This is a genomic window from Polaromonas sp. YR568 (assembly GCF_943369415.1).
Lineage (GTDB): Bacteria > Pseudomonadota > Gammaproteobacteria > Burkholderiales > Burkholderiaceae_C > Polaromonas.
Genome location: NZ_CALRNF020000024.1, coordinates 45,827 through 70,784 on the forward strand (window position 1 = coordinate 45,827; position 24,958 = coordinate 70,784).

The 24,958-nt window shown below is 65.1% G+C and carries 22 protein-coding genes, 1 tRNA gene and 1 riboswitch; of the genes, 9 read left to right on the forward strand and 14 right to left on the reverse strand.

The genetic code is table 11. The features are described 5' to 3' along the window. Nucleotides 1-18 precede the first annotated feature (18 nt). Entirely contained in the window at nt 19-1,557 is a 1,539-nt protein-coding gene (locus ACLV74_RS15715) for a 2-isopropylmalate synthase (protein WP_411880331.1), read from the forward strand. A 205-nt stretch (nt 1,558-1,762) separates the two neighbouring features. Then, a complete protein-coding gene (pbpG, locus tag ACLV74_RS15720; protein WP_411880332.1) occupies nt 1,763-2,836 on the forward strand; it encodes a D-alanyl-D-alanine endopeptidase in 1,074 nt (357 codons plus the stop codon). Between the two features lie 46 nt (nt 2,837-2,882). On the opposite strand, the gene ACLV74_RS15725 is transcribed toward pbpG, so the two are convergent. The 3 genes from ACLV74_RS15725 to aat form a co-directional block, all read right to left on the reverse strand. Then, complete coding sequence (locus ACLV74_RS15725) at nt 2,883-3,662, reverse strand: IclR family transcriptional regulator (protein WP_411880333.1); 780 nt, start codon at nt 3,660-3,662, stop codon at nt 2,883-2,885. Nucleotides 3,663-3,735: 73 nt separating this feature from the next. Beyond that, complete coding sequence (locus ACLV74_RS15730; RefSeq protein WP_411880334.1) at nt 3,736-4,524, reverse strand: arginyltransferase; 789 nt, start codon at nt 4,522-4,524, stop codon at nt 3,736-3,738. Beyond that, nucleotides 4,521-5,288, reverse strand: coding sequence for a leucyl/phenylalanyl-tRNA--protein transferase (aat, locus tag ACLV74_RS15735; RefSeq protein ID WP_411880335.1), 768 nt, complete (start codon nt 5,286-5,288; stop codon nt 4,521-4,523). The genes ACLV74_RS15730 and aat overlap by 4 nt, the downstream gene beginning before the upstream one ends. A gap of 294 nt (nt 5,289-5,582) precedes the next feature. Here aat and ACLV74_RS15740 point away from each other — a divergent pair. The 4 genes from ACLV74_RS15740 to thiD all read left to right on the forward strand — a co-directional run bounded on the left by ACLV74_RS15740 (nt 5,583) and on the right by thiD (nt 8,176). Beyond that, a tRNA-Asn gene (locus ACLV74_RS15740) sits at nt 5,583-5,658 on the forward strand. A gap of 162 nt (nt 5,659-5,820) precedes the next feature. Further along, nucleotides 5,821-6,654, forward strand: coding sequence for a hydroxyethylthiazole kinase (gene thiM, locus ACLV74_RS15745; protein WP_411880336.1), 834 nt, complete (start codon nt 5,821-5,823; stop codon nt 6,652-6,654). Between the two features lie 20 nt (nt 6,655-6,674). Then, nucleotides 6,675-7,322, forward strand: coding sequence for a thiamine phosphate synthase (gene thiE / locus ACLV74_RS15750; RefSeq protein ID WP_411880337.1), 648 nt, complete (start codon nt 6,675-6,677; stop codon nt 7,320-7,322). Nucleotides 7,323-7,330: 8 nt separating this feature from the next. Then, complete coding sequence (thiD, locus tag ACLV74_RS15755) at nt 7,331-8,176, forward strand: bifunctional hydroxymethylpyrimidine kinase/phosphomethylpyrimidine kinase (RefSeq protein WP_411880338.1); 846 nt, start codon at nt 7,331-7,333, stop codon at nt 8,174-8,176. Here thiD and ACLV74_RS15760 read toward each other — a convergent pair. Beyond that, entirely contained in the window at nt 8,160-9,467 is a 1,308-nt protein-coding gene (locus ACLV74_RS15760; RefSeq protein ID WP_411880339.1) for a purine-cytosine permease family protein, read from the reverse strand. The genes thiD and ACLV74_RS15760 overlap by 17 nt on opposite strands. A gap of 59 nt (nt 9,468-9,526) precedes the next feature. Further along, nucleotides 9,527-9,639: riboswitch (TPP riboswitch) on the reverse strand. 117 nt (nt 9,640-9,756) lie between these two features. On the opposite strand from ACLV74_RS15760, the gene ACLV74_RS15765 reads away from it, so the two are divergent. Then, the gene (locus ACLV74_RS15765) at nt 9,757-12,255 is read left to right on the forward strand and encodes a DEAD/DEAH box helicase (RefSeq protein WP_411880340.1); all 2,499 of its coding nucleotides are present in this window, start codon (nt 9,757-9,759) and stop codon (nt 12,253-12,255) included. 56 nt (nt 12,256-12,311) lie between these two features. Here the strand turns inward: ACLV74_RS15765 and ACLV74_RS15770 are convergent, their stop codons facing one another. The 8 genes from ACLV74_RS15770 to ACLV74_RS15805 all read right to left on the reverse strand — a co-directional run bounded on the left by ACLV74_RS15770 (nt 12,312) and on the right by ACLV74_RS15805 (nt 19,955). Further along, nucleotides 12,312-13,415 (reverse strand): NAD(P)/FAD-dependent oxidoreductase, encoded by a 1,104-nt coding sequence (locus ACLV74_RS15770; RefSeq protein ID WP_411880341.1) that lies wholly within the window; start codon nt 13,413-13,415, stop codon nt 12,312-12,314. 91 nt (nt 13,416-13,506) lie between these two features. Next, entirely contained in the window at nt 13,507-13,836 is a 330-nt protein-coding gene (fdxA, locus tag ACLV74_RS15775; RefSeq protein ID WP_411880342.1) for a ferredoxin FdxA, read from the reverse strand. Nucleotides 13,837-13,937: 101 nt separating this feature from the next. Continuing rightward, nucleotides 13,938-15,266 carry a sulfate adenylyltransferase subunit 1 gene (locus ACLV74_RS15780; RefSeq protein ID WP_411880343.1) on the reverse strand — a complete coding sequence of 443 codons (1,329 nt, stop codon included), beginning with the start codon at nt 15,264-15,266 and terminating at the stop codon, nt 13,938-13,940. After that, nucleotides 15,266-16,198, reverse strand: coding sequence for a sulfate adenylyltransferase subunit CysD (gene cysD, locus ACLV74_RS15785; RefSeq protein ID WP_411880344.1), 933 nt, complete (start codon nt 16,196-16,198; stop codon nt 15,266-15,268). Before cysD ends, ACLV74_RS15780 begins: the two co-directional genes overlap by 1 nt. A gap of 57 nt (nt 16,199-16,255) precedes the next feature. Then, a complete protein-coding gene (locus tag ACLV74_RS15790) occupies nt 16,256-16,876 on the reverse strand; it encodes a phosphoadenosine phosphosulfate reductase family protein (protein ID WP_411880345.1) in 621 nt (206 codons plus the stop codon). A 5-nt stretch (nt 16,877-16,881) separates the two neighbouring features. Further along, nucleotides 16,882-17,277 (reverse strand): DUF934 domain-containing protein, encoded by a 396-nt coding sequence (locus ACLV74_RS15795; RefSeq protein ID WP_411880346.1) that lies wholly within the window; start codon nt 17,275-17,277, stop codon nt 16,882-16,884. Nucleotides 17,278-17,295: 18 nt separating this feature from the next. Beyond that, nucleotides 17,296-19,107: a nitrite/sulfite reductase gene (locus ACLV74_RS15800; protein WP_411880347.1), complete on the reverse strand. Its 1,812-nt coding sequence runs from the start codon at nt 19,105-19,107 to the stop codon at nt 17,296-17,298. 56 nt (nt 19,108-19,163) lie between these two features. Next, nucleotides 19,164-19,955: a sulfite exporter TauE/SafE family protein gene (locus ACLV74_RS15805; RefSeq protein WP_411880348.1), complete on the reverse strand. Its 792-nt coding sequence runs from the start codon at nt 19,953-19,955 to the stop codon at nt 19,164-19,166. Between the two features lie 226 nt (nt 19,956-20,181). Here ACLV74_RS15805 and ACLV74_RS15810 point away from each other — a divergent pair, with 226 nt between their 5' ends. Together ACLV74_RS15810 and ACLV74_RS15815 are read left to right on the forward strand one after the other, a co-directional pair. Then, nucleotides 20,182-21,429 carry an ABC transporter substrate-binding protein gene (locus ACLV74_RS15810; protein WP_411880349.1) on the forward strand — a complete coding sequence of 416 codons (1,248 nt, stop codon included), beginning with the start codon at nt 20,182-20,184 and terminating at the stop codon, nt 21,427-21,429. Between the two features lie 77 nt (nt 21,430-21,506). Then, complete coding sequence (locus tag ACLV74_RS15815) at nt 21,507-22,358, forward strand: response regulator transcription factor (protein WP_411880350.1); 852 nt, start codon at nt 21,507-21,509, stop codon at nt 22,356-22,358. Nucleotides 22,359-22,361: 3 nt separating this feature from the next. On the opposite strand, the gene mnmC is transcribed toward ACLV74_RS15815, so the two are convergent. Both mnmC and ACLV74_RS15825 read right to left on the reverse strand, forming a co-directional pair. Then, on the reverse strand, nt 22,362-24,245 hold the full coding sequence (mnmC, locus tag ACLV74_RS15820) for an FAD-dependent 5-carboxymethylaminomethyl-2-thiouridine(34) oxidoreductase MnmC (protein ID WP_411880351.1): 1,884 nt from the start codon (nt 24,243-24,245) through the stop codon (nt 22,362-22,364). Between the two features lie 298 nt (nt 24,246-24,543). After that, complete coding sequence (locus ACLV74_RS15825) at nt 24,544-24,816, reverse strand: oxidative damage protection protein (RefSeq protein ID WP_411880352.1); 273 nt, start codon at nt 24,814-24,816, stop codon at nt 24,544-24,546. Between the last annotated feature and the right edge of the window lie 142 nt (nt 24,817-24,958).

Here is a 24,958-nt window from a genome sequence, read left to right on the forward strand (position 1 = left end):
GCGCGCCAGGAGCCCCACATGACGGACAAACTCATTATTTTCGATACGACCTTGCGCGACGGCGAGCAATCGCCCGGCGCTTCCATGACCAAAGATGAGAAGCTGCGGATTGCCCGTCAGCTGGAGCGCCTGAAGGTCGACGTGATTGAGGCCGGGTTTGCCGCCAGTTCCAACGGTGATTTCGAATGTGTGAAAGCCATCGCGGAAGTCATCAAGGACTCCACCATCTGCTCGCTGGCGCGCGCCAATGACAGGGACATTTCCCGCGCCGCAGAGGCCTTGAAGCCTGCCGCCTCGGGGCGCTTGCACCTGTTCCTGGCGACCAGCGCCTTGCACATGGAAAAGAAGCTGCGCATGACGCCCGACCAGGTCTTCGAGCAGGCGAAGCTCTCGGTGCGTTTTGCCAAAAACCTGATGGACGACATCGAATTCAGTCCCGAAGACGGCTATCGTTCCGATCCCGATTTCCTGTGCCGCGTGCTCGAAGCCGTGATCAAGGAAGGCGCAACCACCATCAACGTGCCGGACACCGTGGGGTATGCCATTCCCGAGCTCTACGGGAACTTCATCAAAGACCTGCGCGAACGCATTCCCAACAGCGACAAAGCGGTCTGGTCGGTGCATTGCCACAACGACCTGGGGATGGCCGTGGCCAACTCGCTGGCCGGCGTGAAAATCGGCGGCGCGCGGCAGGTGGAATGCACCATCAACGGCCTGGGTGAGCGCGCCGGCAACTGCTCGCTCGAAGAGGTGGTGATGGCCGTCAAAACCCGCAAGGATTATTTCGGCCTTGAACTCGGCATAGACACGCAGCACATCCTGGCCGCCAGCCGCATGGTGAGCCAGACCACCGGCTTCGTGGTGCAGCCGAACAAGGCCGTAGTCGGCGCCAACGCGTTTGCCCATGCCTCAGGCATTCACCAGGACGGCGTGCTCAAGGCGCGTGACACCTACGAGATCATGCGCGCCGAAGACGTGGGCTGGAGCGCCAACAAGATCGTGCTGGGCAAGCTGAGCGGGCGCAACGCCTTCAAGCAGCGCCTGCTGGAACTGGGCGTTTCGATGGAAAGCGAGGCGGACATCAACAATGCGTTCGCCAAATTCAAGGAACTCGCGGACCGCAAGAGCGAGATCTTTGACGAAGACATCCTGGCGCTGGTCAGCGACGAGAGCGCGTCCCACACCACCGAGCAGTACGGTTTCGTGTCCCTGTCGCAGCACAGCGAGACCGGCGAGCGCCCCCAGGCCAGCGTCGTGTTCACGGTCGCCGGCAAGGAAGTCAAAGGCGAGTCGGACGGCAACGGCCCCGTGGACGCCTCCCTCAAAGCCATCGAGTCACACGTCAAAAGCGGTGCGGAGATGGTGCTGTACTCCGTGAACGCCATCAGCGGATCCACGGAAAGCCAGGGAGAAGTCACGGTGCGCCTGCAAAACAGCGGGCGCGTGGTCAATGGCGTGGGCGCGGACCCGGACATCGTGGTGGCGTCGGCCAAAGCTTATTTGAGTGCGCTGAACAAACTTCAAAGTAAAGCTGACCGGGTGGCTGCGCAGGGATAATGTAACAAGTCGGGAAATAAACTTCTTTATATTCAACGACTTAGCGTTGGGTCTGGGTGCAAATAGTCGTTTTGAGTGGTAAAACCGCCCCAAAGTGAGTGTGTTTTTAGGAAAGTCACGCAAGTTTTTGATATTGCGTGACTTTTTCTATTTGTATACACTCCAGCCATCCCATTCATTGCAATCCCACGCAGGCAAGACCACCATGTCTCATCAGATTTTCAATCGCGCATTAAAAATCGTTGGATTCGTGGCTCTGGCAGCCGCCTTTGCCGTACCCGCCGCGAACGCGGCGGCCGCCAAGAACACCATTGTCAAAAAGCAGCACGCGTCTTCTAAGGCGTCGGGTGCCAAAAAGGTTGTCGCAACGCGCAAGACCGTACGTTTTGTTGCAGGCACAAAGCAGCGCCGCGGCAGCATCATCCGGGCCTTCGTGCCTGCCAAACCTTCTTTCGGCCAGATCGCCGGCTTGCACAGCGCGCAGGATCCGCTGGAGCTCAAGTCCAGCGTGGCGCTGGTGATTGACCAGGATACGCGTGAAGTCCTGTTCAGCAAAAACGACCACGCGGTGCTGCCGATCGCATCCCTCACCAAGTTGATGACCGGCGTGATCATCAGCGGCGCCAAGCTGCCGATGGACGAGCAAATCACCGTGACGCAAGACGACGTGGACACCGAAAAGGGCAGCAGCTCGCGTCTCAAGGTCGGCACCACGCTGACCCGCGGCGAACTCCTGCACCTGGCCCTGATGTCCAGCGAGAACCGCGCGGCGCACGCCCTGGGCCGTACCTATCCGGGCGGGCTGGCCACCTTTGTGAGTCTGATGAATGCCAAGGCCAAGATGCTGGGCATGACGGACACAAGTTACGTGGAGCCTACCGGTCTTTCCAGCCGCAACCAGTCAAGCGCGCAGGACCTGGCGACGCTGGTCAACGCCGCCCATGGCGACCCCATGCTGCGTGAACTCTCTACGTCCACCGGTTACCAGGTGGCGGTCGGCAGCCGCACGCTGCAGTACAACAACACGAATCGCCTCGTGAAGAACCCGGAATGGGACATCGGCTTGCAAAAAACCGGCTACATCTCCGAAGCCGGCCAGTGCCTGGTCATGCAGACCAAAATCGCGGGTCGCAAGCTGATCATGGTGTTCCTGGATTCCGCTGGCAAGCTGAGCCGCCTCGGTGATGCCGAGCGCGTGCGCCGCTGGGTGGAAGCCAACCCGGTGAGCATCGAGCGCAAGGTCAACATCAGCGCTTCCGCCAAGCAGGTCAACGGCTGACCATTGCCCGCGCGGCGGTGCCGCCCCTGAAAAAGTGCCGCTTTTTTTACTTGGGCCTGTAGCCCAGCGCGGCTGAAATCTCATTGGCCGTTGCCTGCAACTTGGGCAGCCAATGCTCGTCAAGCCGGTCCGCCGGTGCAGAGATAGACAGGCCCGCTATCAGCTTGTTCTGGTCGTCATAGATACCGGCGGCCATGCAGCGTACCCCCAACTCCAGTTCTTCGTTGTCGCGTGCGATGCCGTATTGGCGCGCCTTGGACAGTTCGCGTTCCAGCACCGGCAACTGCGTGATGCTGTTGCGCGTCTGGCCCGAAAGCCCGGTGCGGGTTGCATAGGTGCGCAGGCGTTGCGGTTCGTCAAACGCCAGAAACAGCTTGCCCACCGACGTCAAATGCAGCGGCGCACGGCCGCCTATGGCGCGCACCACCTGCATGCCGGAGCGCTCGCTGTACGCACGCTCCACATAAACAATCTCGTCGCCCTGGCGCATGCTCAGGTTCACCGGCTGCTGGGTGATCTTGTGCAGTTCGCGCATGGGAATGAGCGCCGCATCGCGCACGTCCAGGCGCGCCTTGACGAGGTTGCCCAACTCCAGAAGGCGCATGCCCAGCCGATAGCTGCCGGCGGCGGGACGATCGACAAAGCGGCCGGTAGCAAGGTCGTTCAGGATGCGGTGCGCGGTTGAGGGATGCAGGCCCGACTTTTCACTGATCTCCTTGAGTGAGAGCGCTTCCTCGCGATTTGCCAGGATTTCCAGCAGCGTGAACATCCGCTCAATGACCTGAACGGTCGGTGTGGCGGGAAGGGCGGAGTCGGGCTTTTTCATGTGCAGGCTTTCTGCTGCAAATTTTACACTGTGAAATGCAAGTGCGCCTGATGCTGGCGCGGAACCTCGGGGCCTAAGCCTGGTCGGAGCTGTCGCTGGTGCCGCCCGCGGAGCCAGCCGAAGGCGCTGCGGAAAGCACCCAGCGGCCATCCACAAGCACTTCATTGGGCTTGAACCCTGCCTTGTAGTTCATCTTCGGGCTTTCAGCGATCCAGTACCCGAGGTAAACGTAAGGCAGATCAAGGCGCCGGGCCTGCTCGATTTGCCACAGCACGCTGTAGTTGCCGTAACTCGCGCGTGCGTCTGGTTCGTAAAAGGTATAGACCGCTGAAATGCCGTCCTCCAGCACATCCAGGATGGAGACCATCTTGAGCGCGCCGGGCTCGCCGTTGGGAAGGGTTTCGCGAAACTCCACCAAGCGCGAATTGACGCGGCTTTGCAGCAGGAATTGCGTGTATTGGTCGATGCTGTCGTGGTCCATGCCGCCGCCCGCGTGGCGGCCGTTCTGGTAGCGCAGGTAGAGCTGGTAGTGCTCGGGCAAGAAGCAGAGTTTGAGAATGCGGGCGTGCAGCGTCTGGTGCCGGCTCCATGCGCGGCGCTGGCTGCGGTCGGGGCTGAAGAGATTGACTGGCACCCGCAGCGGCACGCAGGCCTGGCAGCCATCGCAGTAGGGGCGGTAAGTGAACATGCCGCTGCGCCGGAAGCCGTTGGTCACCAGGTCCGAATACGCGTCGTTGTGAATCAGGTGGCTGGGCGTGGCGACCTGCGAGCGGGCCTGTTTGCCCGGCAGGTAGCTGCAGGGGTAGGGCGCCGTTGCATAAAACTGCAAGGTTTGCAGGGGCAGGTCTTTGAGGTGCGTCACGGTAGGTCTGGCATTCCCGTCGTTAGAAGCTGATTCCAGTATACGGGTTTGAACTGCCAGGAGGGTGCGGTTTTGTCCACGTTCCGGGCAAGGTGGGCGACAAATTCCGCCCGGCTGATCTCGCCCGCGCCCAGCGATGCCAGGTGCCGGGTATTTTGCTGGCAATCGATCACGTCAACCTCGTGGGCGCGGCAAAAAGCCACCAGGGCCGCCAGCGCGATCTTGGAGGCGTCGGTCTGGTGGGCGAACATCGACTCGCCAAACACCATGCGGCCCAGGTTGACGCAGTAGAGGCCTCCCACCAGTTCGCCGTTCACCCAGGTCTCGACGCTGTGGGCATGACCCTCTCTGTGGAGCTTGTCGTAAGCCTGCACCATGTCGGGAACAATCCAGGTGCCCGGCTGGCCGGCGCGCGGCTTGCTGGCACAGGCGTTGATGACGTGCTCGAAGGCGCTGTCAAAGCGGACTTCGCAGCCGGACTGCGCCTGGAAGTGGGTAAGGGTTTTACGCAGCGAGCGATGCAGTTTGAAATGTCGCGTTTGCAGGACCATGCGGGGATCGGGGCTCCACCACAGCGGTGGCTGGCCCAGGCTGAACCACGGGAAAATCCCGTGTGAATACGCCTCGATCAGCGTGGGCACATCCAGCGCCGCGCCGGCCGCCAAAAGCCCCGGTGCCGGGTCGTGGTGGCCCCAGGCATCTTCCAGCGGGGGGAAGTTTTCACCGGCGGCAAGCCAGGGGACGGGGTGCGGGAGTTTTGCCATGCTTAAAAGCGAATTGGCATGAAGCGATGAAGGCGGGCCGTGAATGGCATGCGCACATGGTAGCCGAGTGGATTCCGCCGGCGGACCACCGCGCCATGATGAGATTGGTCGCCATGTATTTTGCTATGAGTTTGAGAGCATCTTACGTCCATCAAGCAAGGGCTTGAAGCAAGCGGTCGTGGTATTTTGCCGCGTGGCCGGCGCTGCCTGCGCCGTTCGGTGGGAGGAAGTTATGCAAGGAAACAGCGCGGGCTTAAAAAGCGGAAAAATTGACGCTATAATCTAAGGCTGTATTCCTCAATAGCTCAGTTGGTAGAGCGCCGGACTGTTAATCCGTAGGTCCCTGGTTCGAGCCCAGGTTGAGGAGCCAAGAACAAAGCCGAACAGGCACCCCGAAAAGCCCGCTGTCCACCAGACCGCGGGCTTTTTCTTTGGGCGTGTTCCGCGATAATTGGCCGCGTATCTTCCGTCGTCATCATGTGCCGGCAGGCACACTCCCACTCCCGCCGCACCGCGATTCCCCAAGGAACCCATGGCTTCCACGCTTTCAGTTGCAGATCTCTGGTCGGACCTCGCGGCGGTTCGCGAACGTTCACCGTTGGTGCATTGCATCACCAACCTGGTGGTGATCAACTTCAACGCCAACGTGCTGCTGGCGGCGGGCGCTTCGCCCGTCATGGCGCATGCGCATGAAGAGGTGCGCGAGATGGCAGGCATCGCCCAGGCCCTGGTGCTGAACATCGGCACGCTGGATCCGTACTGGGTGGAAAGCATGAAGCTGGCTTTGGCGGCCGCCACGGCACGCGGGATTCCCAGCGTGCTCGACCCGGTGGGCGCCGGCGCGACGCCTTACCGCAATGCCGCATTGGCGAGTCTGCTTGCCGTTGCCAGCCCAACGGTGATTCGCGGCAACGGCTCGGAAATCATGAGCACGGCCGGCCTTGCCGTGAAAACGCGCGGTGTTGATAGCAGTGCAGCGGCCGGTGATGCATTGGACGCCGCCCGGGCGCTGGCCTCGCGCACCGAAGGCGTGGTCTGCGTGAGCGGCGAGACCGACCACATCCTGGACGCCGGACGCCGCTGGGCCCGGCTTTCCAATGGCCATCCCTGGATGACACGTATCACAGGCGTCGGCTGCTCGGCCACCGCGCTTGTGGGGGCGTTTTGCGCCGTGCAACCCGATGCCTGGCGCGCCACCACGGCGGCCATGGCTTTCCTGGGCGTGGCCGGTGAAGTGGCGGCGGAAAAAACGCTGGCGCGCAGCCTCGGCCTGGGCAGCATGGCGGTGCAACTGCTCGATGAGCTGCAGCTTCTGGATAAAGCCACGTTCACGGCCCGCCTGAAGCTGGAAGTGGCGAACGGATGAGGGGCGCAGGCGTGGCGCGGATGAATCCCGAGGTATTGCGGCTTTATCTGGTCACCGACCAGGCCTTGATGCGCGGCCGGCCGCTGGCCGATGTGGTCGCGGCGGCCGTGCAGGGCGGGGTGAGCTGCGTGCAGCTGCGCGAAAAGCAACTGGGCACGCGTGAATTCCTGGCCCAGGCGCTGATTTTGAAAGCGCTGCTGGCGCCCCAGGGCATACCGCTGGTCATCAACGACCGCATCGACATTGCGCTGGCCTGCGGCGCCGACGGCGTCCACCTGGGCCAGAACGACCTGCCGGCGGACGAGGCGCGCAAGCTGTTGCCGCCCGGGGTTTTTATCGGCTGGTCAGTGGAGTCCCTCGAAGACGTGCAGCAAAGCGCGGCGCTGCCGGTCGACTACCTCGGCGTGAGCCCGATTTTTTCGACGCCCACCAAAACCGACACCAAGGATCCCTGGGGCCTGGAAGGCCTGGCCGTGGTGCGGGCCGCCACGCCCTTGCCGCTGGTGGCGATTGGCGGCATTCATGCGAGCAATGCGCGCGCTGTGTTGCGCGCGGGTGCCGACGGACTGGCTGTGGTCAGCGCGCTGTGCGCGGCCGACGACCCGTGGGCCGCCGCAACCACCCTCAGAGCCTTGTGCGACCAGCAGAAGGCCGCGAAAAACGAATGACTGGATCCATGGCCGACAACAATTTTGACTACGAATACCCCCGCGTGTTGAGCATCGCAGGTTCCGACAGCGGCGGCGGGGCCGGCATCCAGGCCGACCTGAAAACCTTCGCCGCGCTGGGCTGTTACGGCATGACGGCTATCACCGCGCTGACGGCCCAGAACACGCGCGGGGTGCGCGCCATCCACGGCGTGCCGCCGCAGATGCTGAGCGACCAGATTGACGCCGTTATCGAAGACATAGGCGCGGACGCCGTCAAAATTGGCATGCTGCACGCACCCGACATCGTGCGGACGGTGGCCGAGGCGATTGACCGCCATGCGTTGCGCAACGTGGTGCTGGACCCGGTCATGGTGGCGACCAGCGGCGCGGTGCTGATCGACAACCCGGCGATCGCGGTGCTGGTGCGCGAGCTGTTTCCGCGCGCCATCGTGGTCACGCCCAACCTCGATGAAGCTTCGCTATTGGTGGGGCGGCCGCTGGCCAATGAGCAGGCCATGCAGGCCGCCGCGCAGGAGCTGCTTGCCAAAGGCGCGCGCACCGTGCTGCTCAAGGGCGGGCACCTGCCCGGCGACGTGGTGAGTGACCTGCTGGCGACGCAAAGCGGCGAGTTGCACTGGATGCGCGGGCCGCGAATTCCCAGCCCCAACACCCATGGCACCGGCTGCACGCTGTCGTCCGCGATCGCGGCGCATTTGGCGCTCGGCAAGCCCCTGCTGGAAGCCGTACAGCTGGCGCGCGACTATGTGCGCGCGGCACTGGAAGCCGGCGCGCGCGTGCGCACCGGCGCAGGCAGCGGGCCGCTGAACCACGGCCACGCGCCCATCGCGATGCGGCTCAAGCCGCTGCGGTAATACCGGTATGGCCGGCGCGGGTCAGGCGCGCCAAGGCAAAGGTCAAGACAAGCGTCGGCAATGCGGCGCCCCAGTCGGGCGCGAATTTCGCGCACAGGTGGTAGCAGGCAATGCCCATCAGCCAGATGGCGACGGCGCTGGCATTCACCTTGCGTTCGGCCACCAGTGAAGCGATGTGAGGCGTTCCGGCCAGCCGCGCCAGGATCACGCCGTACAAGGGCACGAACACCGAGCTGAGCATCAGCAGGAAGGGCTCCAGGCTGTGCATGGGCAGCACCAGCGCCAGCGCGATGCACAGCAGGGCCAGCCCCACGCCCCAGCGGCGTACGCTCCAGGCCGGCTTCAGGCTGTGGCCGGCCACCGAGCCTGAATACAGGTCGCCGTAGGCGTTGTCCACCTCATCGATCAAAATCAGCCCCAGCGCGATCAGCCCGCCTTGCGCCAACAGCAGCGCGGCAACCAGGTCGGTGCTGGGTGCGGTGATCGCCACCAGCACGCCCAGCGCATAACACCAGATGTTGGCCACCGCATAGCCCAGCCAGGTGCCGCGCAGAGCGCTGTTGCCGTCACGCCCGTGGCGCGCAAAATCCGCCACCAGCGGCAGCCAGGAGACCGGCATCGCGATCACCAGGTCCAGCGCTGACAGCGTGCTCATGCCGCCGTCGCCGGGCCGGTTCCACAGCGTGCCCAGGCCTTGTGCATTGGCCTTGGCCAGGAACTGCCAGCTCAGCCAGAGCAGCGAGGCGATGACCAGCGGCAGGCCGTAGCGGCCTATGAATTTGCGCACCAGCTTGACCATGGAGCCCGACAGCAGCGCCAGCAGCACTGCGCCCCACAGCAGCGTGGCCAGAACAGGCCACAGGGCGCCCGCGAAGCTGCCGGACTCGCGCGCGATGGCCATCGTCCCGTCGCGCATCACCACCAGCTCGAAGGTGGTCCAGCCAATCAGCTGCACGATGTTGAGCAGCACCGGCAGGCGCGCAAAGCTGCTGCCGTAGGTGGCATGCATCAGGCCGGCGCTGGAGAGCCCGCTGTCGCAGCCGATCTTGGCCGTCCAGGCCAGCAGGCCCGCGCCCAGGATGGAGCCGCAGACGATCACCGCCAGCGCCGTTCGCGTGCCCAGGGCCGGCACGAGGTAGGCGCCTATCTGCATCACCAGCAGGCCCACGCCCAGGCTGAGCCAGAGCGCGGCATGGTCGCTCCAGCCGAACAGGCGCTCGCCTGCGGGCAGTGGCGCGAGTGCGGTGTTGCCCGCGGCGGCAGAAGTGGAAGGGGTGGAAGAAGTGGTCATCAGCAGTTCCGGTCGTCGTCAATGCGAGGTCGGCCTGCCTGAAGCCCGCCGGAACAGCGGGCCTGTGGAACATGCTTCCCTGCGCGAGGATTACCTCAATCAGGTTCAAAGGGACTTTCTCAGCCGCCGCCGTCCGCGCTTGCGAACCACAGCAACACCCCCAGCGAAAGCACCCTTGCGGGCACTGCGCAAATTGTAGGCGGATTCATTCCGGGATTTTGCTGGGGCGGCCATGTATTCCACGGGCCGCGTGGACAATCGGGCTCATGAATTTTTGCCGACACACGCCATGGCCGCGGTGAAGCCCGTGCCCCCGGTGCCGGGCCGCTTTCGTCCGCGCCTGACCCTGCAGACCCTCACGCGCGGCGACGGCTTGCTGGGCATGAAACCCAGCGGGCCCTTCGGCCCGCGCGGCAACAGCGTCACGGTGGCGCGCGTGGACTGGACTTATTCCAGCGACGGCGGCCTCTACTGGGAAGCGCCGGCCCCCAAGACGGTGCTCAACAGCCGCGCCGCATTGACCCAGGCCGTGACGGACGCGCAGGGGAGGGACGTCCTCCTGCAGCGCGATCTGGTGGCCGAGGCCGAGGCGCTGGACAGTCTCTGGACCCTGGGCCTTTACCCGGTGCCGGCCGACACGCTCCAGTGGCGCAGCGACGAGGCTGCCACCGGCCACGAGCACCTGTGGTCGCTGCTGCAGGAAGATTTTTTCGGCGATTTCTGGGCCGACCAACTGCCCGCCCTGCAAGCCCAGGGCTGGGCCGTTGTCGTGCGGCCGGGCTTTGCGCATGAGAGCGTGCCGGTGGACGCCTGGCGCCTCATCGTCAGCCCGGACACCGGCGAGGTGCTGGGCAAGGAGGTGGCGGCGCCCCTGCGCGGCCGCGCGCGCGCCGTGGCAGCCCTGGGTCTGCCGGCACGTGAAGGCTCCTGGCTGCTGACTTTGGGCGTGGAGGTAGACGGCCAGATATTGGACCTGGCCCCCATGCTGGCCGATCTGTTGCGGCGCGACCCGCGCTGGCTCAATGCGCGCCAGGTCTTCGCGATGGACGACACCGCCGTGATCCTGCTGCGCGCGCCAGGCGGCAAGCGCATCGAGGCGCCGGCCGCCTTGCTCAAAGCGATTGTGGGCGCCATGCTCGATTTGCTGACCGATCCGCAGCGCGTGCAGGCTGAAGGTCCGCTACGGCTGTCGCCCTGGGACGCCTGGCGACTGGACGCACTGGACACCGGGGCAGGGCGCGCCGGCTTGCAAGGTGCCTGGCAGTGGCAGGGCGACGCCGGGCTGCGCACGCTGGCAACGCGGCTGCAACAGGCGGGCGCGCCGCAGCCGGTGCAGGCGCCCACGGGCTTGGGCGTGACCTTGCGGCCCTACCAGTTGGAGGGCCTGGCCTGGCTGCAATACCTGCGCGCGCAGCAGCTGGGCGGCATCCTGGCCGACGACATGGGCCTGGGCAAGACGGCGCAGGCCCTGGCGCACCTGCTGCTTGAAAAGCAGGCCGGCCGCATGACGCTGCCTTCGCTGGTGGTGGTGCCGACCTCGCTGGTCTTCAACTGGCAGGCCGAGGCCGCCCGCATGGCGCCCGGCCTGCGCTTGCTGGTCTTGCAGGGCACCGGCCGGGATGCGGCGTTTTCACGTATGGCCGACCACGACCTGGTGCTGACGACCTACCCGCTGCTGTGGCGCGACGTGGAGGTGCTGGAGCGCCAGCAGTTTCACTTGCTGATCCTCGATGAAGCGCAGTGGGTCAAGAACGCCGCGGGCCGTAGCGCGCGCGCCCTGCGCCGACTGCATGCGCGCCACCGTCTGTGCCTGACGGGCACGCCGCTGGAAAATCACCTGGGCGAACTCTGGGCGCAGTTTGATTTCCTGATGCCCGGCTTCCTGGGCGATGCGCGTGGCTTCGCGCGCCTGTGGCGCAAGCCGATAGAGACCAATGGCGAAACACTGCGCGCCCAGTTGCTGGCGCAGCGTGTGCGCCCTTTCATCCTGCGCCGGCGCAAGGAAGACGTCGCCGCCGAACTGCCGCCCCGCACGGAAGTCATCAAGCGCGTGCAGCTGCAGGGCCGGCAACGTGAGCTATATGAAAGCGTGCGGGTGGCAGCAGACATCCAGGTGCGCCGGTTGCTGGCACGCAACAGCTTTGCCGGCGGACAGATCACCATCCTGGATGCCTTGCTCAAGCTTCGCCAGGTCTGCTGCGACCCTTACCTGGTCAAAGGCGTGAAGCCGGTCAGAACCATGCCGCGCGCCAAACTCGAACTGCTGCGGGGCATGCTGCCCGAGCTGGTCGCCGAGGGCCGGCGCGTGCTGGTGTTTTCGCAGTTCACCGGCATGCTGTCGCTGATTGAGGCCGAGCTTGACGCGCTGCAGCTGCCCTGGCTTTCGCTGACGGGCGACACCTCGCCGCAAAAGCGCGGCGCGCTGGTGCGCAAATTCCAGTCTAAAACCGTGCCCATCCTGCTGGTCAGCCTGAAGGCCGGCGGCGTGGGCCTCAACCTCACCGCGGCCGACACCGTGATCCACGTCGATCCCTGGTGGAACCCGGCGGTCGAGGCCCAGGCCACGGCACGCGCGCACCGCCTCGGCCAGGACCAGCCGGTGTTTGTCTACAAACTGGTGGTGGAAGGCAGCATCGAGGAGCGCATGCTGGAGCTGCAGGCCCGCAAGGCGGCCCTGGCCGAGGGCGTGCTCGGAAGCGACGGCGAAGGGGCCGGCAAGTTCACGCCCGAGGACTTGCAGGCTTTGCTCGCGCCGCTGGATCCGGCTGGTGCTCCGCCGCCCGCCTGACGGCAAAAAGCCCGCGCAAGGGCGGGCTTTCGGGCGGGAGCATTAAATAAACCGGCTCAGTCGTCAAATACCGGCGATTCGACCCCGAGCACCTTGTGCAGCTTCGGGCTGGTCGTGGTGTATTGCAGATGGATTTTTTTGTCCGGGAAGATCAGCGGCGCCGCGCCAAAGGCCGCCAGCGCGCATTCGTGGAAGCCGCTCAGGATCAGCTTTTTCTTGCCGGGATAGGTGTTGATGTCGCCCACCGCGAAGATGCCCGGAACGTTGGTGGAAAACTTTTCGGTGTCCACCTTGAGTTGCTTGCGCTCGATGTCCAGGCCCCAGTTGGCGATGGGCCCGAGCTTGGGCGACAGGCCGAAAAACACCAGCAGCACGTCCAGCGGCACCACGCGCGTCACGCCGTCGGAGCCGGTGACCTTGGCGCCGGTCAGCCTGCCTTCTTTTTCTTCGTAACCGGTGACCTGGCCCACGATGAATTGCATCTCATAGGCGTCGCACAGTTCACGCATCTTGGCCACGCTGGCGGGCGCCGCCTGGAAGCCATCGCGGCGGTGGATCAGGATCACGCTCTCGGCCTTGTTCGGGCCTTCGGCGACAAAGTTCAGCGCCCAGTCAAGCGCCGAATCACCGCCGCCCACGATCACGAGGTTCTTGCCGGCAAAGTCGGCGGGGTTCTTCACGCGGTAAAACAGCTGGCTCTCGTCGAACTGGTCCAGGCCATCCACGCGCAGCAGCTTGGGCTGGAAGGCGCCCACGCCGGCCGCGATAAAAATCGTCTTGGCCAGAAAGCGCGTGCCCTTGGACGTTTCGACGAAGAAGCGGCCGTCCTGCTGTTTTTCGACCACACTGACTTCCTGGCCGAAATGAAAGGTCGCGCCGAAAGGCTCGATCTGCTTGAGCAGGTTGTCGGTCAGCTCCCTGCCGGTGCACACGGGCACGGCGGGAATGTCGTAAATCGGCTTGTCGGGGTAGAGCTCGATGCACTGGCCGCCGGGGTAGGCCAGCGAGTCAATCACGTGGGCCTTGATCTCCAGCAGGCCCAGCTCAAACACCTGGAACAGGCCCACGGGCCCCGCACCCACAATCACCGCATCGGTTTCGATGGGGCCGTCATGTTCGGCTGCGGTGTTGATCACTTCCTGGTTCAGTTGAAGTTCCATGGTTCCTGGCGCACTGTGTGATGTGTGGGGCGGCCCGGCAAGGGCCGGGTGCCGGCGGCCCTGGGCCGGAGGATAAGCCGGACGAGCCGGATTAACGGATCAGTTCGGACAGTTTGCCCGTCTTGTCTTTCCATTCCTCGGCGTCCGGCAGGGCGTCCTTGCGTTTGGTGATGCTTTTCCAGCCCGCGGCGCGGCTCAATTCGACATTGAGTTTGATGAAGGCGATCTGGTCGGCCGGCACGTCTTCCTCGGCGTAGATGGCGTTGACCGGGCACTCGGGGATGCAGACGGCGCAGTCTATGCATTCGTCCGGATCGATTACCAGCATGTTGGGGCCTTCGCGGAAGCAGTCCACCGGGCAGACGTCCACACAGTCGGTGTATTTGCAGCGGATGCACGATTCGGAGACGATGTGAGTCATGTTTTTGTAGGCTAATCGGTGGAAACCCTTGATTTTAAGAGGTTTCCGCCAACAGGGTTATGAAGAATGCGAAGCGCCGTGCGCCCCGCATGAAGGCCGGCTCAAATCACCAGCAAGGCACCCGAGGTCCGGTGCGAGGCGGTATCCACCAGCACCAGCGAGCCAAGGATGCGCGAACGCGCATACGGCAGGGTGGCCAGCGGCTCCTGCAGGCTCAGTTCGATGTGGCCTATGGCATTGGGCGGCAGCTCGCTGGCGTCTTCTTCGGCCAGGGTGTTCACGTCGAGCTTGTGCACGATGCGCTTGACCTTGGCCTTGACCCAGCGGTGGCCGTGCAGCGCCCAGTAGACGCGCCCGGCGACCAGCGGCTCGTCGTCCATCCAGGCCACCGTGGCCGAGATCTCGCGCGAGGGCTCGAAAGTGTCCACCGCCAGCAGCCAGTCGCCGCGCGACACGTCCACTTCCCGGTCCAGCACGATGCCCGCGCTGTGGCCGGCCAGGATGATCCTGGGCTGGCGCGTGTGGTCCAGCACCTGGGCCACCACCGCCGTCTTGCCGCCGGGGAGGATGGTGACGCTCTGGCCGGGTTGCACGCCGCCGGTGGCCACGCGGCCCCAGAAGACGCGGCGGCCCTGCGAGGTGTCGGATGAGGACGAGAATTTCTCGACCCACTGCACCGGAAACGAAAAGGCCTCGGTGCTTTCGGCGGCCGTGGCGGGCAGGTGCTCCAGCAGCTGCAGCAGCGACAGGCCTTCATAGCCGCACCAGCCCGGCTTGGCGTCGACCACGTTGTAGCCCTTGAGGGCCGACAGCGGCACGGTCGCTTTCACCGGGATGCGCGCGGCCTGGGCGAATGCGGTCAGCGCCGCGGCGATGTTGTTGAAGGCCTGCGTCGGGTCTTCCACCGCATCGAGCTTGTTCACCGCGAACACGATGGACGGCACGCGCAGCAGGTTGACCAGCAGCGAATGGCGGCGGGTTTGCGGCAGCAACTCAAGCGCGGGGTTTTTCCAGTCGAGCTTGGTGGCGTCCACCAGCACCACGGCGGCGTCGGCGCTGGAGGCGGCCGTCACCATGTTGCGGGTGTACTGCTCGTGGCCGGGCGCGTCGCCGATGATGAACTTGCGGCTTTCGGTGGCGAAATAGCGGTAGGCCACGTCGATGGTGATGCCCTGCTCGCGCTCGGCCGACAGGCCGTCGGTCAGCAGCGCCAGGTCGGTCTCACCGCCGCGCTGCACGCCGGCCAGGTGGTCCTGCAGCACCGCGCGGCTGTCTACCAGCAGGCGGCCGATCAGCGTGCTCTTGCCGTCGTCAACCGAGCCGCAGGTGATGAATTTCAGCGCGGATTTGATATCCGATTGCCCTGAGCCTGTCGAAGGGTCTGGCCGGGCTTCGACAAGCTCAGCCTGAACGGTGGTGTTATTGCTCATCAGAAATACCCGTCTTTCTTGCGCTTTTCCATCGAGGCATCGGACGTCTTGTCGTCCATGCGCGTGGCGCCGCGTTCGCTCACGTCGGCGGCCAGCGTTTCGATCACGATTTCGGCGGCCGTGGCGGCCGGGCTGTCCACCGGGCAGGTGCAGGTGATGTCGCCGACGGTGCGAAAACGCACGGTCTTTTCAACCACCTGTTCGCCGTCGCGCGCGGGTGTGAGTTCCGTCACCGGCACCAGCAGGCCTTTACGCTCGACCACCTTGCGCTGGTGCGCGTAGTAGAGCGAAGGCAACGCGATTTTTTCGCGCTCGATGTACTGCCACACGTCGAGTTCGGTCCAGTTGGAGATCGGGAACACGCGAAAGTGCTCGCCGGGCTGCAGCCGGGTATTGAACAGCGTCCAGAGTTCGGGACGCTGGTCCTTGGGTTGCCACTGGCCGAAGCTGTCGCGGTGCGAAAAAATGCGCTCCTTGGCGCGCGCTTTTTCCTCGTCGCGCCGCGCGCCGCCTATCAGCGCGTCAAAGCGGAACTCGTCGATGGCTTCTAGCAGGGTGACCGATTGGTGCACATTGCGCGACTCGCCGGGATGGGCCAGGCGCACGGTGCCGCGTTTCATCGAATCCTCGACGTTGCGCACGATCAGCTCGGCGCCCAGTTCCTTGGCGCGCAGGTCGCGGAAGTCGGTCACTTCGTGGAAGTTGTGGCCGGTGTCTATCATCAAGAGCGGGTAGGGGATGCGGCCCACGCCGAAGGCTTTCTCGGCGCACTTGAGCATCACCAGCGAATCCTTGCCGCCCGAAAACAGCAGGGCGGGGCGCTCGAAGGCGGCCGCCACCTCACGAAGAATGAAGATGGTTTCTTCTTCCAGCGCGTCGAGGTGGGAGTTGCTCAGTTTGGCGAGCAGTTCGGGTTCGGCGCGGGCGTTCATGCGGAGATTTCCTTGATGGGAATGATGCGGGCGTTCATGGGATTGGGGGAAGAGCCGTCAGTGCGCGAGGTGCAGGCCGCATTCGCGGTTGTCCTCGCCCTTGGTCGGGTCCACATAGTCGAAGTTGTTGGGCAGGCCGTTGATTTCACAGTACTGGTACAGGTCCTTGGACGACCAGTGCAGCAGCGGCGCGACCTTGATCAGGCCGTCGGGGTTCACACTGACCGGGTCCATCTGGGCGCGCACCGCGGTGTCGGTGGCGCGCAAGGCCGTGAACCACACCTGGGGCGCGGTTTCACGCAGGGCGCGGGAAAATGGCTCGAGTTTCACTTCTTCCGTGAAGGCCGCATGGCGTGGATCGTCCAGCGCCGGGGTCGGGCCTTCCACGGCCTCGCGATGCGCGCGGGAGCGGCGCGGCAGGTAAATATGCAGGTCCAGCTTGAGCAGCCTGGTCACTTCATCGGCGAAGCGGTAGGTGGCCTCGGTGTTGTAGCCGTTATCCATCCAGACCACGGGAACGCGGGGATTGGCGCGCGTCACCATGTGCAGTATCACCGCCTCGAAGGGGCGGAAGTTGGTGGTGACGATGGCGGGCCGGCCCAGTCCCACGGCCCAGCCCACCAGGCCCTGCGCGTTGTGGCCGAGTTCCGCGTTGATCTTTGCAAGGTCGAGGCTCATGGTGTTCAGGCGGCAGCCGCTTCCTTGAAGTGGGGTTGCACATCGACCGCATCGCCCTGGTATTTGCCGACGCCGTAACCGGGGTAGGACGCCAGCACACGCTCGGCGACGGCCATGTCCTGGTCGGCGCGCAGCACCGCGGTGTCAAAGCCGCTGCGCTCCATTTGCGCGAGCTGGTCCACCAGCACGTCGCCGGTGGCGCGGATCTCACCCTTGAACTCGCGGCGGCGGCGCAGCAGGAAAGCCTGGCTGAAGGCGCGGCCGTCGGTGAATTTCGGGAAGTGCAGGTCGATGCGCTTGACCCCGTCCAACGCGGCCTCGAAGGGATCGGCATCGTTTGCCAGGACCAGGATGCCGGGTTCTTCGGCGCCGCTTTGTTCGCTGAAAGGCAGTAATTTCATCGTGATTCCTTTCCGTGCTCAGTGCGCGACGGTGTTGGGGGCAAAGCGCGCGGCCTTGGCGGCGGCCTTGTAGGGCTCGATGCCGATGCGGCGGAAGGTAGCGATGAAGGTTTCGCCGTCCTCGCGCAGCTGGCGGTAGGTGTCGAGCAGCGCTTCAATGACTTCGGGCACTTCGGCGCCCGTGAACGAGGGGCCCACGACCTTGCCGGGCACCGGGGTGCCGCTCAGCGTGGAGCCGTCGGAGCCGCCCAGCGAGACCTGGTACCACTCCAGGCCGTCCTTGTCGACGCCCAGGATGCCGATGTGGCCGCTGTGGTGATGGCCGCAGGAGTTGATGCAGCCGCTGATGTGCAGGTCGATCTCGCCCAGGTCGTGCAGCTCGTCCATGTCCTGGTAGCGCTCGGTGATGGCTTCGGCGATGGGGATGGAGCGCGCATTGGCCAGCGAGCAGAAATCGCCGCCGGGGCAGGCGATCATGTCGGTCAGCAGGTGGATGTTGGGCTTGGCGAAGCCGGCCTTGCGGGCGGCGCGCCAGAGCTCGGGCAATTCGTCGCAGCGCACCCAGGGCAGCAGCAGGTTCTGGTCGTGCGTGACGCGCAACTCGCCGGCGCTGAACTGGTCGGCCAGGTCGGCGGCGATGTCGAGCTGGTCGGCCGTCGCGTCGCCGGGGGCCTGGCCCAGGCGCTTGAAGGACAGGGTCACGGCGCGCAGGTCGGGGTTCTGGTGCGGCGCCACGTTGCGCTGCAGCCAGCGGCCGAATTCCACGTCGTCCTCGGCGGCGGCGCGCAGGATGTTGGCGATCTTGGCGTCGGCGCTCTTGCGGTCGCAGTTGAGCGTGGGCGGAACGAAAGAGGCCGTCACGCGGTCAAGCTCTTCCTGCGTGATGGTGTGCGGCCCGCCGTCGTGCTCGACGATCTGCTTGTACTCGGCTTCGACGTCGTCGATGTAGCGCTGGCCTTCGGCCTTCACCAGGATCTTGATGCGGGCCTTGTAGATGTTGTCGCGGCGGCCGTAGCGGTTGTACACGCGCACCACGGCTTCCAGGAAATTCATGATCTGGTGCCAGGGCAGAAACTCGCGTATCACCGTGCCGATGACGGGCGTGCGGCCCATGCCGCCGCCCACCAGCACCTTGAAGCCCAGCTCGCCTTCGGCATTGCGGATCAGGTGCAGGCCCACGTCGTGCCAGGCCGTGGCGGCGCGGTCTTCACGGGCGCCGCTGATGGCGATCTTGAACTTGCGCGGCAGGAAAGAGAACTCCGGGTGCAGCGTGCTCCACTGGCGCAGGATTTCGCCGAAGGGCCGCGGGTCGGCGATCTCGTCGACGGCAATGCCGGCGCGCTCGTCGCTGGTGATGTTGCGGATGACGTTGCCGCTGGTCTGGATGCCGTGCATGTTGACGCTGGCCAGCAGGTCCATCACGTCGGCCGATTTGTCCAGCGGGATCCAGTTGTACTGCACGTTTTGGCGCGTCGTGAAGTGGGCATAACCGGTGGTCAGCTTGGAGCTGACCGACAGGCCGTTTTTAAGGGTGACGGGGCCCAGCTTGTCCTGTTTGGCCTGGGCTTCGTGGAACAGCGCGGCATTGGGCTGGTCGTATTCGCGGGCGATTTTGGCCAGCACGCGCATCTGCGCGGTCGACAGCTCGCCATACGGCACGGCCACGCGCAGCATGGGCGCGTAGCGCTGCACATACCAGCCGTTTTGCAGGCGCAGCGGGCGGAACTCGTCTTCCGGCAGCTTGCCGGCCTGCCAGCGGCCCAGCTGGTCGCGGTATTGGTTGGCGCGGGCCTGGACGAACTCGCGGTCAAATTCTGTGTATTGGTACATGGCTGTCGGGATTCAAACGTGGGATTTTTTTATAAAGGAGGCGGTACGAGGCAGGTTCAGATCGAAATCAGCTTCACGCCGGCATAAGCCAGCAGCACAGAGAGCAACGAGCGGATCACGCGGTCCGGCGTCTTGTGCACCAGGTGCGAGCCCAGCCAGATGCCGGGCAGGGAGCCGGCCAGCAGCTTGATCAGCAAAGGCCAGTCTACCGAACCGATGGCGGCATGGCCCAGGCCCGCCACCAAAGTCAGCGGCACGGCATGGGCAATATCGGCCGCCACAATGCGCGGCAGGGGCAGGGCGGGGTAAAGCAGCATCAGCACGATCACGCCGATGGCGCCCGCGCCGACGGAGGTCAGCGTGACCAGGGTGCCGATGACGGCGCCGAACAGCACCGGCAGCGCCCAGTGGCGCGCGCGCGTGGCCTGGGCGACGAGTTCGGGGGCAATGGTGGTGGGAACGGCTTTCCCGCGCAGGACTTTGTAGAAGGTGGCGCCGGCCGTCAGCAGCAGCGCCAGGCCCAGGGTGGTGGTCATGAGGCTCTGGGTGGCCGGGTTGGCCGGGCCCAGGCGCTGCAATATATAGAGAGTGGCCAACGACGCCGGGATGCTGCCGGCGGCGGTCTGGCCGACGATTTTCCAGTCCACCACGCGGGCGCGCGCCAGGCTCACGGTGCCACCCATCTTGGTGAAGGCGGCGAACAGCAGGTCCGTGCCAATGGCCAGGTGCGGCTTGACGCCGAAAAAGAAGATCAGCAGCGGCGTCATCAGCGAGCCGCCGCCCACCCCGGTCAGGCCGACCACCAGTCCCACGGCAAAGCCGGCAAATACGAAGGCAAATTCATGCATCCGGGAAAATGTAAGTGTGCCGCTTATAAAAACAAACTACACATTTGTTCTGCCGTTATGCGGATAAGCTTATTCGCAAGAATCCATGCGGGTTTTCTGCGACTTTGGTGGGCTGTCTGTTTAAGGGAAATGCCAAAGGCATGCACACCCTCTCCCGCCATTCACAATGCGCTGGTACAGTCCCTGCTTTTCCCGGCGGGCCGCCCTGCATGCGCCAGCTCGACGGATGCACCGCTTACTTTTGGAGAAAACCGTGAAATTTGCGAAATTTGCCCTGCTGGGCGGTTTGTGTCTGGCCTTCGCGACCACCCTGGCGCTGGCGCAGGGCGGCTCAAAAACACCGATCAAGATCGGCGAGATCAACAGCTATTCGACCATTCCGCAGTTCACCCTGCCTTACCGCCAGGGCTGGCAACTGGCCGTGGAAGAGATCAACGTCGCCGGCGGCCTGCTGGGCCGCAAGGTCGAGGTGATTGCCCGCGACGACGCCGGCAAGCCCGAAGAAGCCCTGCGCCACGCGATTGAGCTGACCTCCAAGGAAAAGGTCGACGTGCTGGCCGGCGGCTTCCTGTCCAACGTCGGGCTGGCGCTGGCTGACCACGCCCAGAAGAACAAAAAGGTGTTTATCGCCAGCGAGCCGCTGACCGACGCGCTGATCTGGGACAAGGGTAACCGCTACACCTTCCGCCTGCGTCCCGGCACCTATATGCAGGCCGCCATGCTGGTCGAGGAGGCCGCGAAGCTGCCGGCCAAGCGCTGGGCCGTGATCGCACCCAATTACGAATACGGCACCAGCGCCGTCGCGGCCTTCAAGGAGCTGCTCAAGGCCAAGCGCCCCGACGTGGAGTTCGTCGGCGAACAATGGCCCGCGCTCGGCAAGCTTGAGGCCGGCACCACGCTGCAAGCCATCATGCAAACCAAACCCGACGCGATCTTCAACGTGACCTTCGGCGCCGACCTGGCCAAACTGGTGCGCGAAGGCAACCAGCGCGGCATCTTCCCGCGCACGCCGGTGGTGTCGCTGCTGTCGGGCGAGCCCGAATACCTGGACGTGCTGAAAGACGAAACGCCCAAGGGCTGGATCGTGACTGGCTATCCCTGGGACCAGATCGATTCGCGCGAGCACGCCAGCTTCGCCGCCAACTACTACCGCCGTTTCAGCGAATACCCCAAGGTCGGATCGGTGGTGGGTTACGCCACCATGCAGGCGATTTTTGCGGCCATCAAGAAGGCCAACTCCACCGACAGCGAAAAGCTGGTCCTTGCGTTGCGCGGCCTGAAGTTCTCCACACCCTTCGGCCCGGCCGAATTCCGCGCCATCGACCACCAGTCAACGATGGGCGCCTACGTGGGCAAGCTGGACCTGCGCGGCAACAAGGGCACCATGGTGCAGTGGCGCTATGCCGACGGCAAGGCTTATTTGCCCTCCGACGCCTATGTCAAGGCCCGCCGCCCGGCCGAGGCCATGAAGTGACCTTTTGACAACGCGCGCGCCAATTTCATGGGGATCATGAAAAGAGGCGTGCCGAATCCCCGCATAATCGGGCGCAAATGACGAATACGGGTGGCGAGGCGGTCAAGCGGATCTTTGTAAAAGTGTTTGGGTTTGACGACGTCGAGCGTCACGCCCTGAACACGGTGTTTCGGCTGTCCGAAACGCGGCCAACGGCCTATGCGCCGTGGACGGCCGCGGCACCCGACGAGGCCGATATGGCGCTGATCGACGGCGACAGCTGGGAGGCCACGCTGGAGCTGGCCAATCCCGCCCACGACGACCTCAAACTCATCTGGATAGGCGACAACGCGCCGGCCCGGGCCCGCCTGGTGTTCAAGCGCCCGCTGCAGTGGGCGGCCGTGATCGAAGGCATGGACGAACTGCTCGCGGCCGAACTCCCGCAGGCCGTGCCGCCCAAGGCGCCCGACACGGACCTCGACCTGGACCTGCTGTCCGAATCGACGGCGCTGCTGGACCTGGACCTCGACTTTGATTCCGCAGCCGACACCGCGCCCGCGCCCCTGGAAGATCCCGCGCCGGAGCCTGAACAGGCCCAGGTCCTGGTGGTGGACGCCGACCGCGACGCACGGCTCTATCTGCGCGCCCGGCTGGCCATGGCCGGCCTGCTGCTGGTCGACGAGGCCGCGACCGGCGCCGAAGCGCTCAGGCTGATAGACACCCGCCTCTACAAGCTCGTCGTGCTGGACATGGACCTGCCCGACGTCGAGCACTGGGAGATGGTCAAAAAGGTGGGGGCTTCGCGCCCGGCCATTGAGTTCCTGATCCTGACCGGCAGCCGGCTGTCGCAGGCCGACGTGGTGCGCGGCTGGTTTGCCGGCGCGCGCGGCAGCCTGCGCAAACCCCTGCACCCCGGAAAGCTCAAACGCCTGCTGCGCAGCACGCGCTGAGTTTCAGTGCACGTCCTGCGGCGCCAGCGCATCGGCCAGGCGCTGCTCCAGCGGCAAGGGCTCCGCATGCAGCCTGGCGGCCAGCAACTCCCCGCACAAGGCGGCAAACGTCAGGCCACGAGAACCCATTCCAGCGCAGATCCACAAACCCGGCGCCAGCGGCCCCAGCGCGGGCAACCGGCTGGGCGTGGCGCAGCGGACGCCCGCCCAACTCTGGACCTGCCCGCTCTTGAACTTCGCGGCCAGCGCGTGCGCCGTTTGCGGCAACAGGGTTTGCAGGCGGCTGAAGTTGTGCTGGTCGTCTTCGGGCCGCGTTGCGGCACGTGGGTTGTCGCGTTCAAAGCTCGAACCCATGATCCAGGCCAGGCTGCCGGCCTCGCCAGGCAGGGGCACGGCGGGCGCCAGGCTGCCGTGGCCGTTGACGGGGAAGACGGGCAGGGCGGCGGCCGTGCCGGGCTCGTGCCGGCCCCAGCTGACCTGGCCGCGTATGGCTTGCAGCGCGAGTTCGCCGGCGGACTCATCCGCGGCGGCGGCCAGCGCCCGGCTGCCGTAGCCCGCTGCGAGCACGACCAGCCCGGCGCGGGCCAGTTCCTGGCCCTGGGCATCAAAGACCTGCCATTCGCTGGAAGTACGGCTCAGGCGGCACACCGCCGCATTGCCGCGCCATTGCACGCCCGGCGTGGCCAGCCACGCTTCGACGAGGCCGGCGGGGCGGACCCATCCCGCCTGCGTGTGCCACAGCGCAGTTGCATCCGGCGGCAGGCCGCACAGCGCGAGCCGCGCGGCATCGGCCGGGCTTGACCAGTCATCCGCGGCACCGGCCCAGTCCGCCTGCCAGGCCTCGGGCCGTTTGCGCGGGTGCTCCACCCCATGCTCCAGCACGCCGGTGCGGCCCCAGTCGCTGGCGCGCAGCAGCGCATCGGCTTGCTGCAGTGTGGCGCGAATGCCGTGGCGCGACAGGCGCGAGAGCGGGTTGTCGTCGGGTGAGACATGCGGCGCCAGCAACCCGCCGGGCAAGCCCGACGCGCCGGCGGCGGGCGCATTCGCCGCATCGAGCACGGTCACCTGCCAGCCACGCCGCGCCAGGCTGGCCGCCACGGCCGCGCCGGCCAGGCCCGCGCCTATCACCACGCAGGTCGACGGCGCGCGCCGTTGTGGCGAGGGCTGCGCTTTTTTGGGCTCCCAGGCCGGGTTGTACTCGCCCTGCAGGTTGTCGCGCTTGGGCGGAATGCCCGGCACCTTCTTCACCACAAAGCCGCACTCCGCCAGCGCATCGCGCACGCTGCGCGCAATCGTCCAGGTGGCGATGCGCGTGCCGCGCCGGCAGCAGCGCGCCACCGCCTTGAAGGTGTGCAGGTCCCAGATGTCGGGGTTGCGCTGCGGGCTGAAGCCGTCCAGGTAGACAGAGTTCGCTTCAAACAATTGCTCGCGCAGCACCGCCTTGGTGTCGCCTATGCACAGCGTCAGCAAAACCCGGCCGCCCTCAAACACCAGGCGGTGAAAGCCCGGCAGCAAGCCCCACAGCTGGGCGTGGAGTTGTTCGGCGAAAGGAATCAGCTCGGGGTGGGTACGCGCGCTGCGCAGCACGTCGGCGGCGCCGGCCGGGAAGGCTTCGGTCGAGACGAAATGCAGACCCTGGGGGCGATTCGGGTCGGCTTTCCAGGCGGCCCAGGTGACCAGGAAATTCAGGCCCAGACCGAAGCCGGTTTCCAGCACCGTCCATTGCGGCTGGCCGGCCCAGGCTTCGGGCAGGCCGCAGCCTTTGAGGAAAACTTCGCGGGCCTGGTCCAGCCCGCCCAGTTCACTGCGGTAGCGGTCGCCGAAGCGCGGGCTGAAGGGGCTGCCGCCGGCCGTGCCGTCGTCCAGCCACTCGATCACTTCAGCCATGGAAGACCAGCGCAAGTTTCATATTAGTGACAGGCGTGTGGGCCCCGACTTCAGGCCAGCCGGGGCCGCGGAACCGGCTTTGCCGGGCCGCAGGCGCAGCGGCCCCCTCGGGGGGCAGCGCAGTACGCGAAGCGACAAGCGTGGGGGCCTTATTGGGTGGGGGGTACGTAGCCTTGAACAGCATCGGCGCCGTCGCCAAACCGCCCATCGCTTCGCTCGTGCGGCAGACCTCGGCTTTGCCGAGGCCTGAATGCTTTTGGCGAAAGCATTTTTTTAATTTGGCAGCGCATGGCTTCGCTCATGCGCTGGGAGGTACGTAACCTTGGACGGCGTCTGCGCCGTCCCCAAAAAAATGCTTTTCCATCTGGCGCGCCAGGTACTGGCGGGCGCGGGCGTCGGCCAGGTTCAGGCGGTTTTCATTGACCAGCATGGTCTGCTGCTTCATCCATTCGGCCCAGGCTTCCTTGCTGACTTCTTCCCAAAGGCGTTTGCCGAGGGGACCGGGGTAGGGCGGAAAGTCCAGGCCTTCGGCTTCTTTACCGAGCTTGATGCATTTGACGAGGCGTGCCATGGCGGGGTTCTTTCGTGTATCGGGGGGATCTGAGAGGGGGGGCTAAGGATGTTTACAGAATAAAGAACTGAGTTTTTATTCGTTCCAGTTTTCTAGGGCTGCTTCCAGAATCCATTTTGTTCGCATTTACACGCATTTTTCT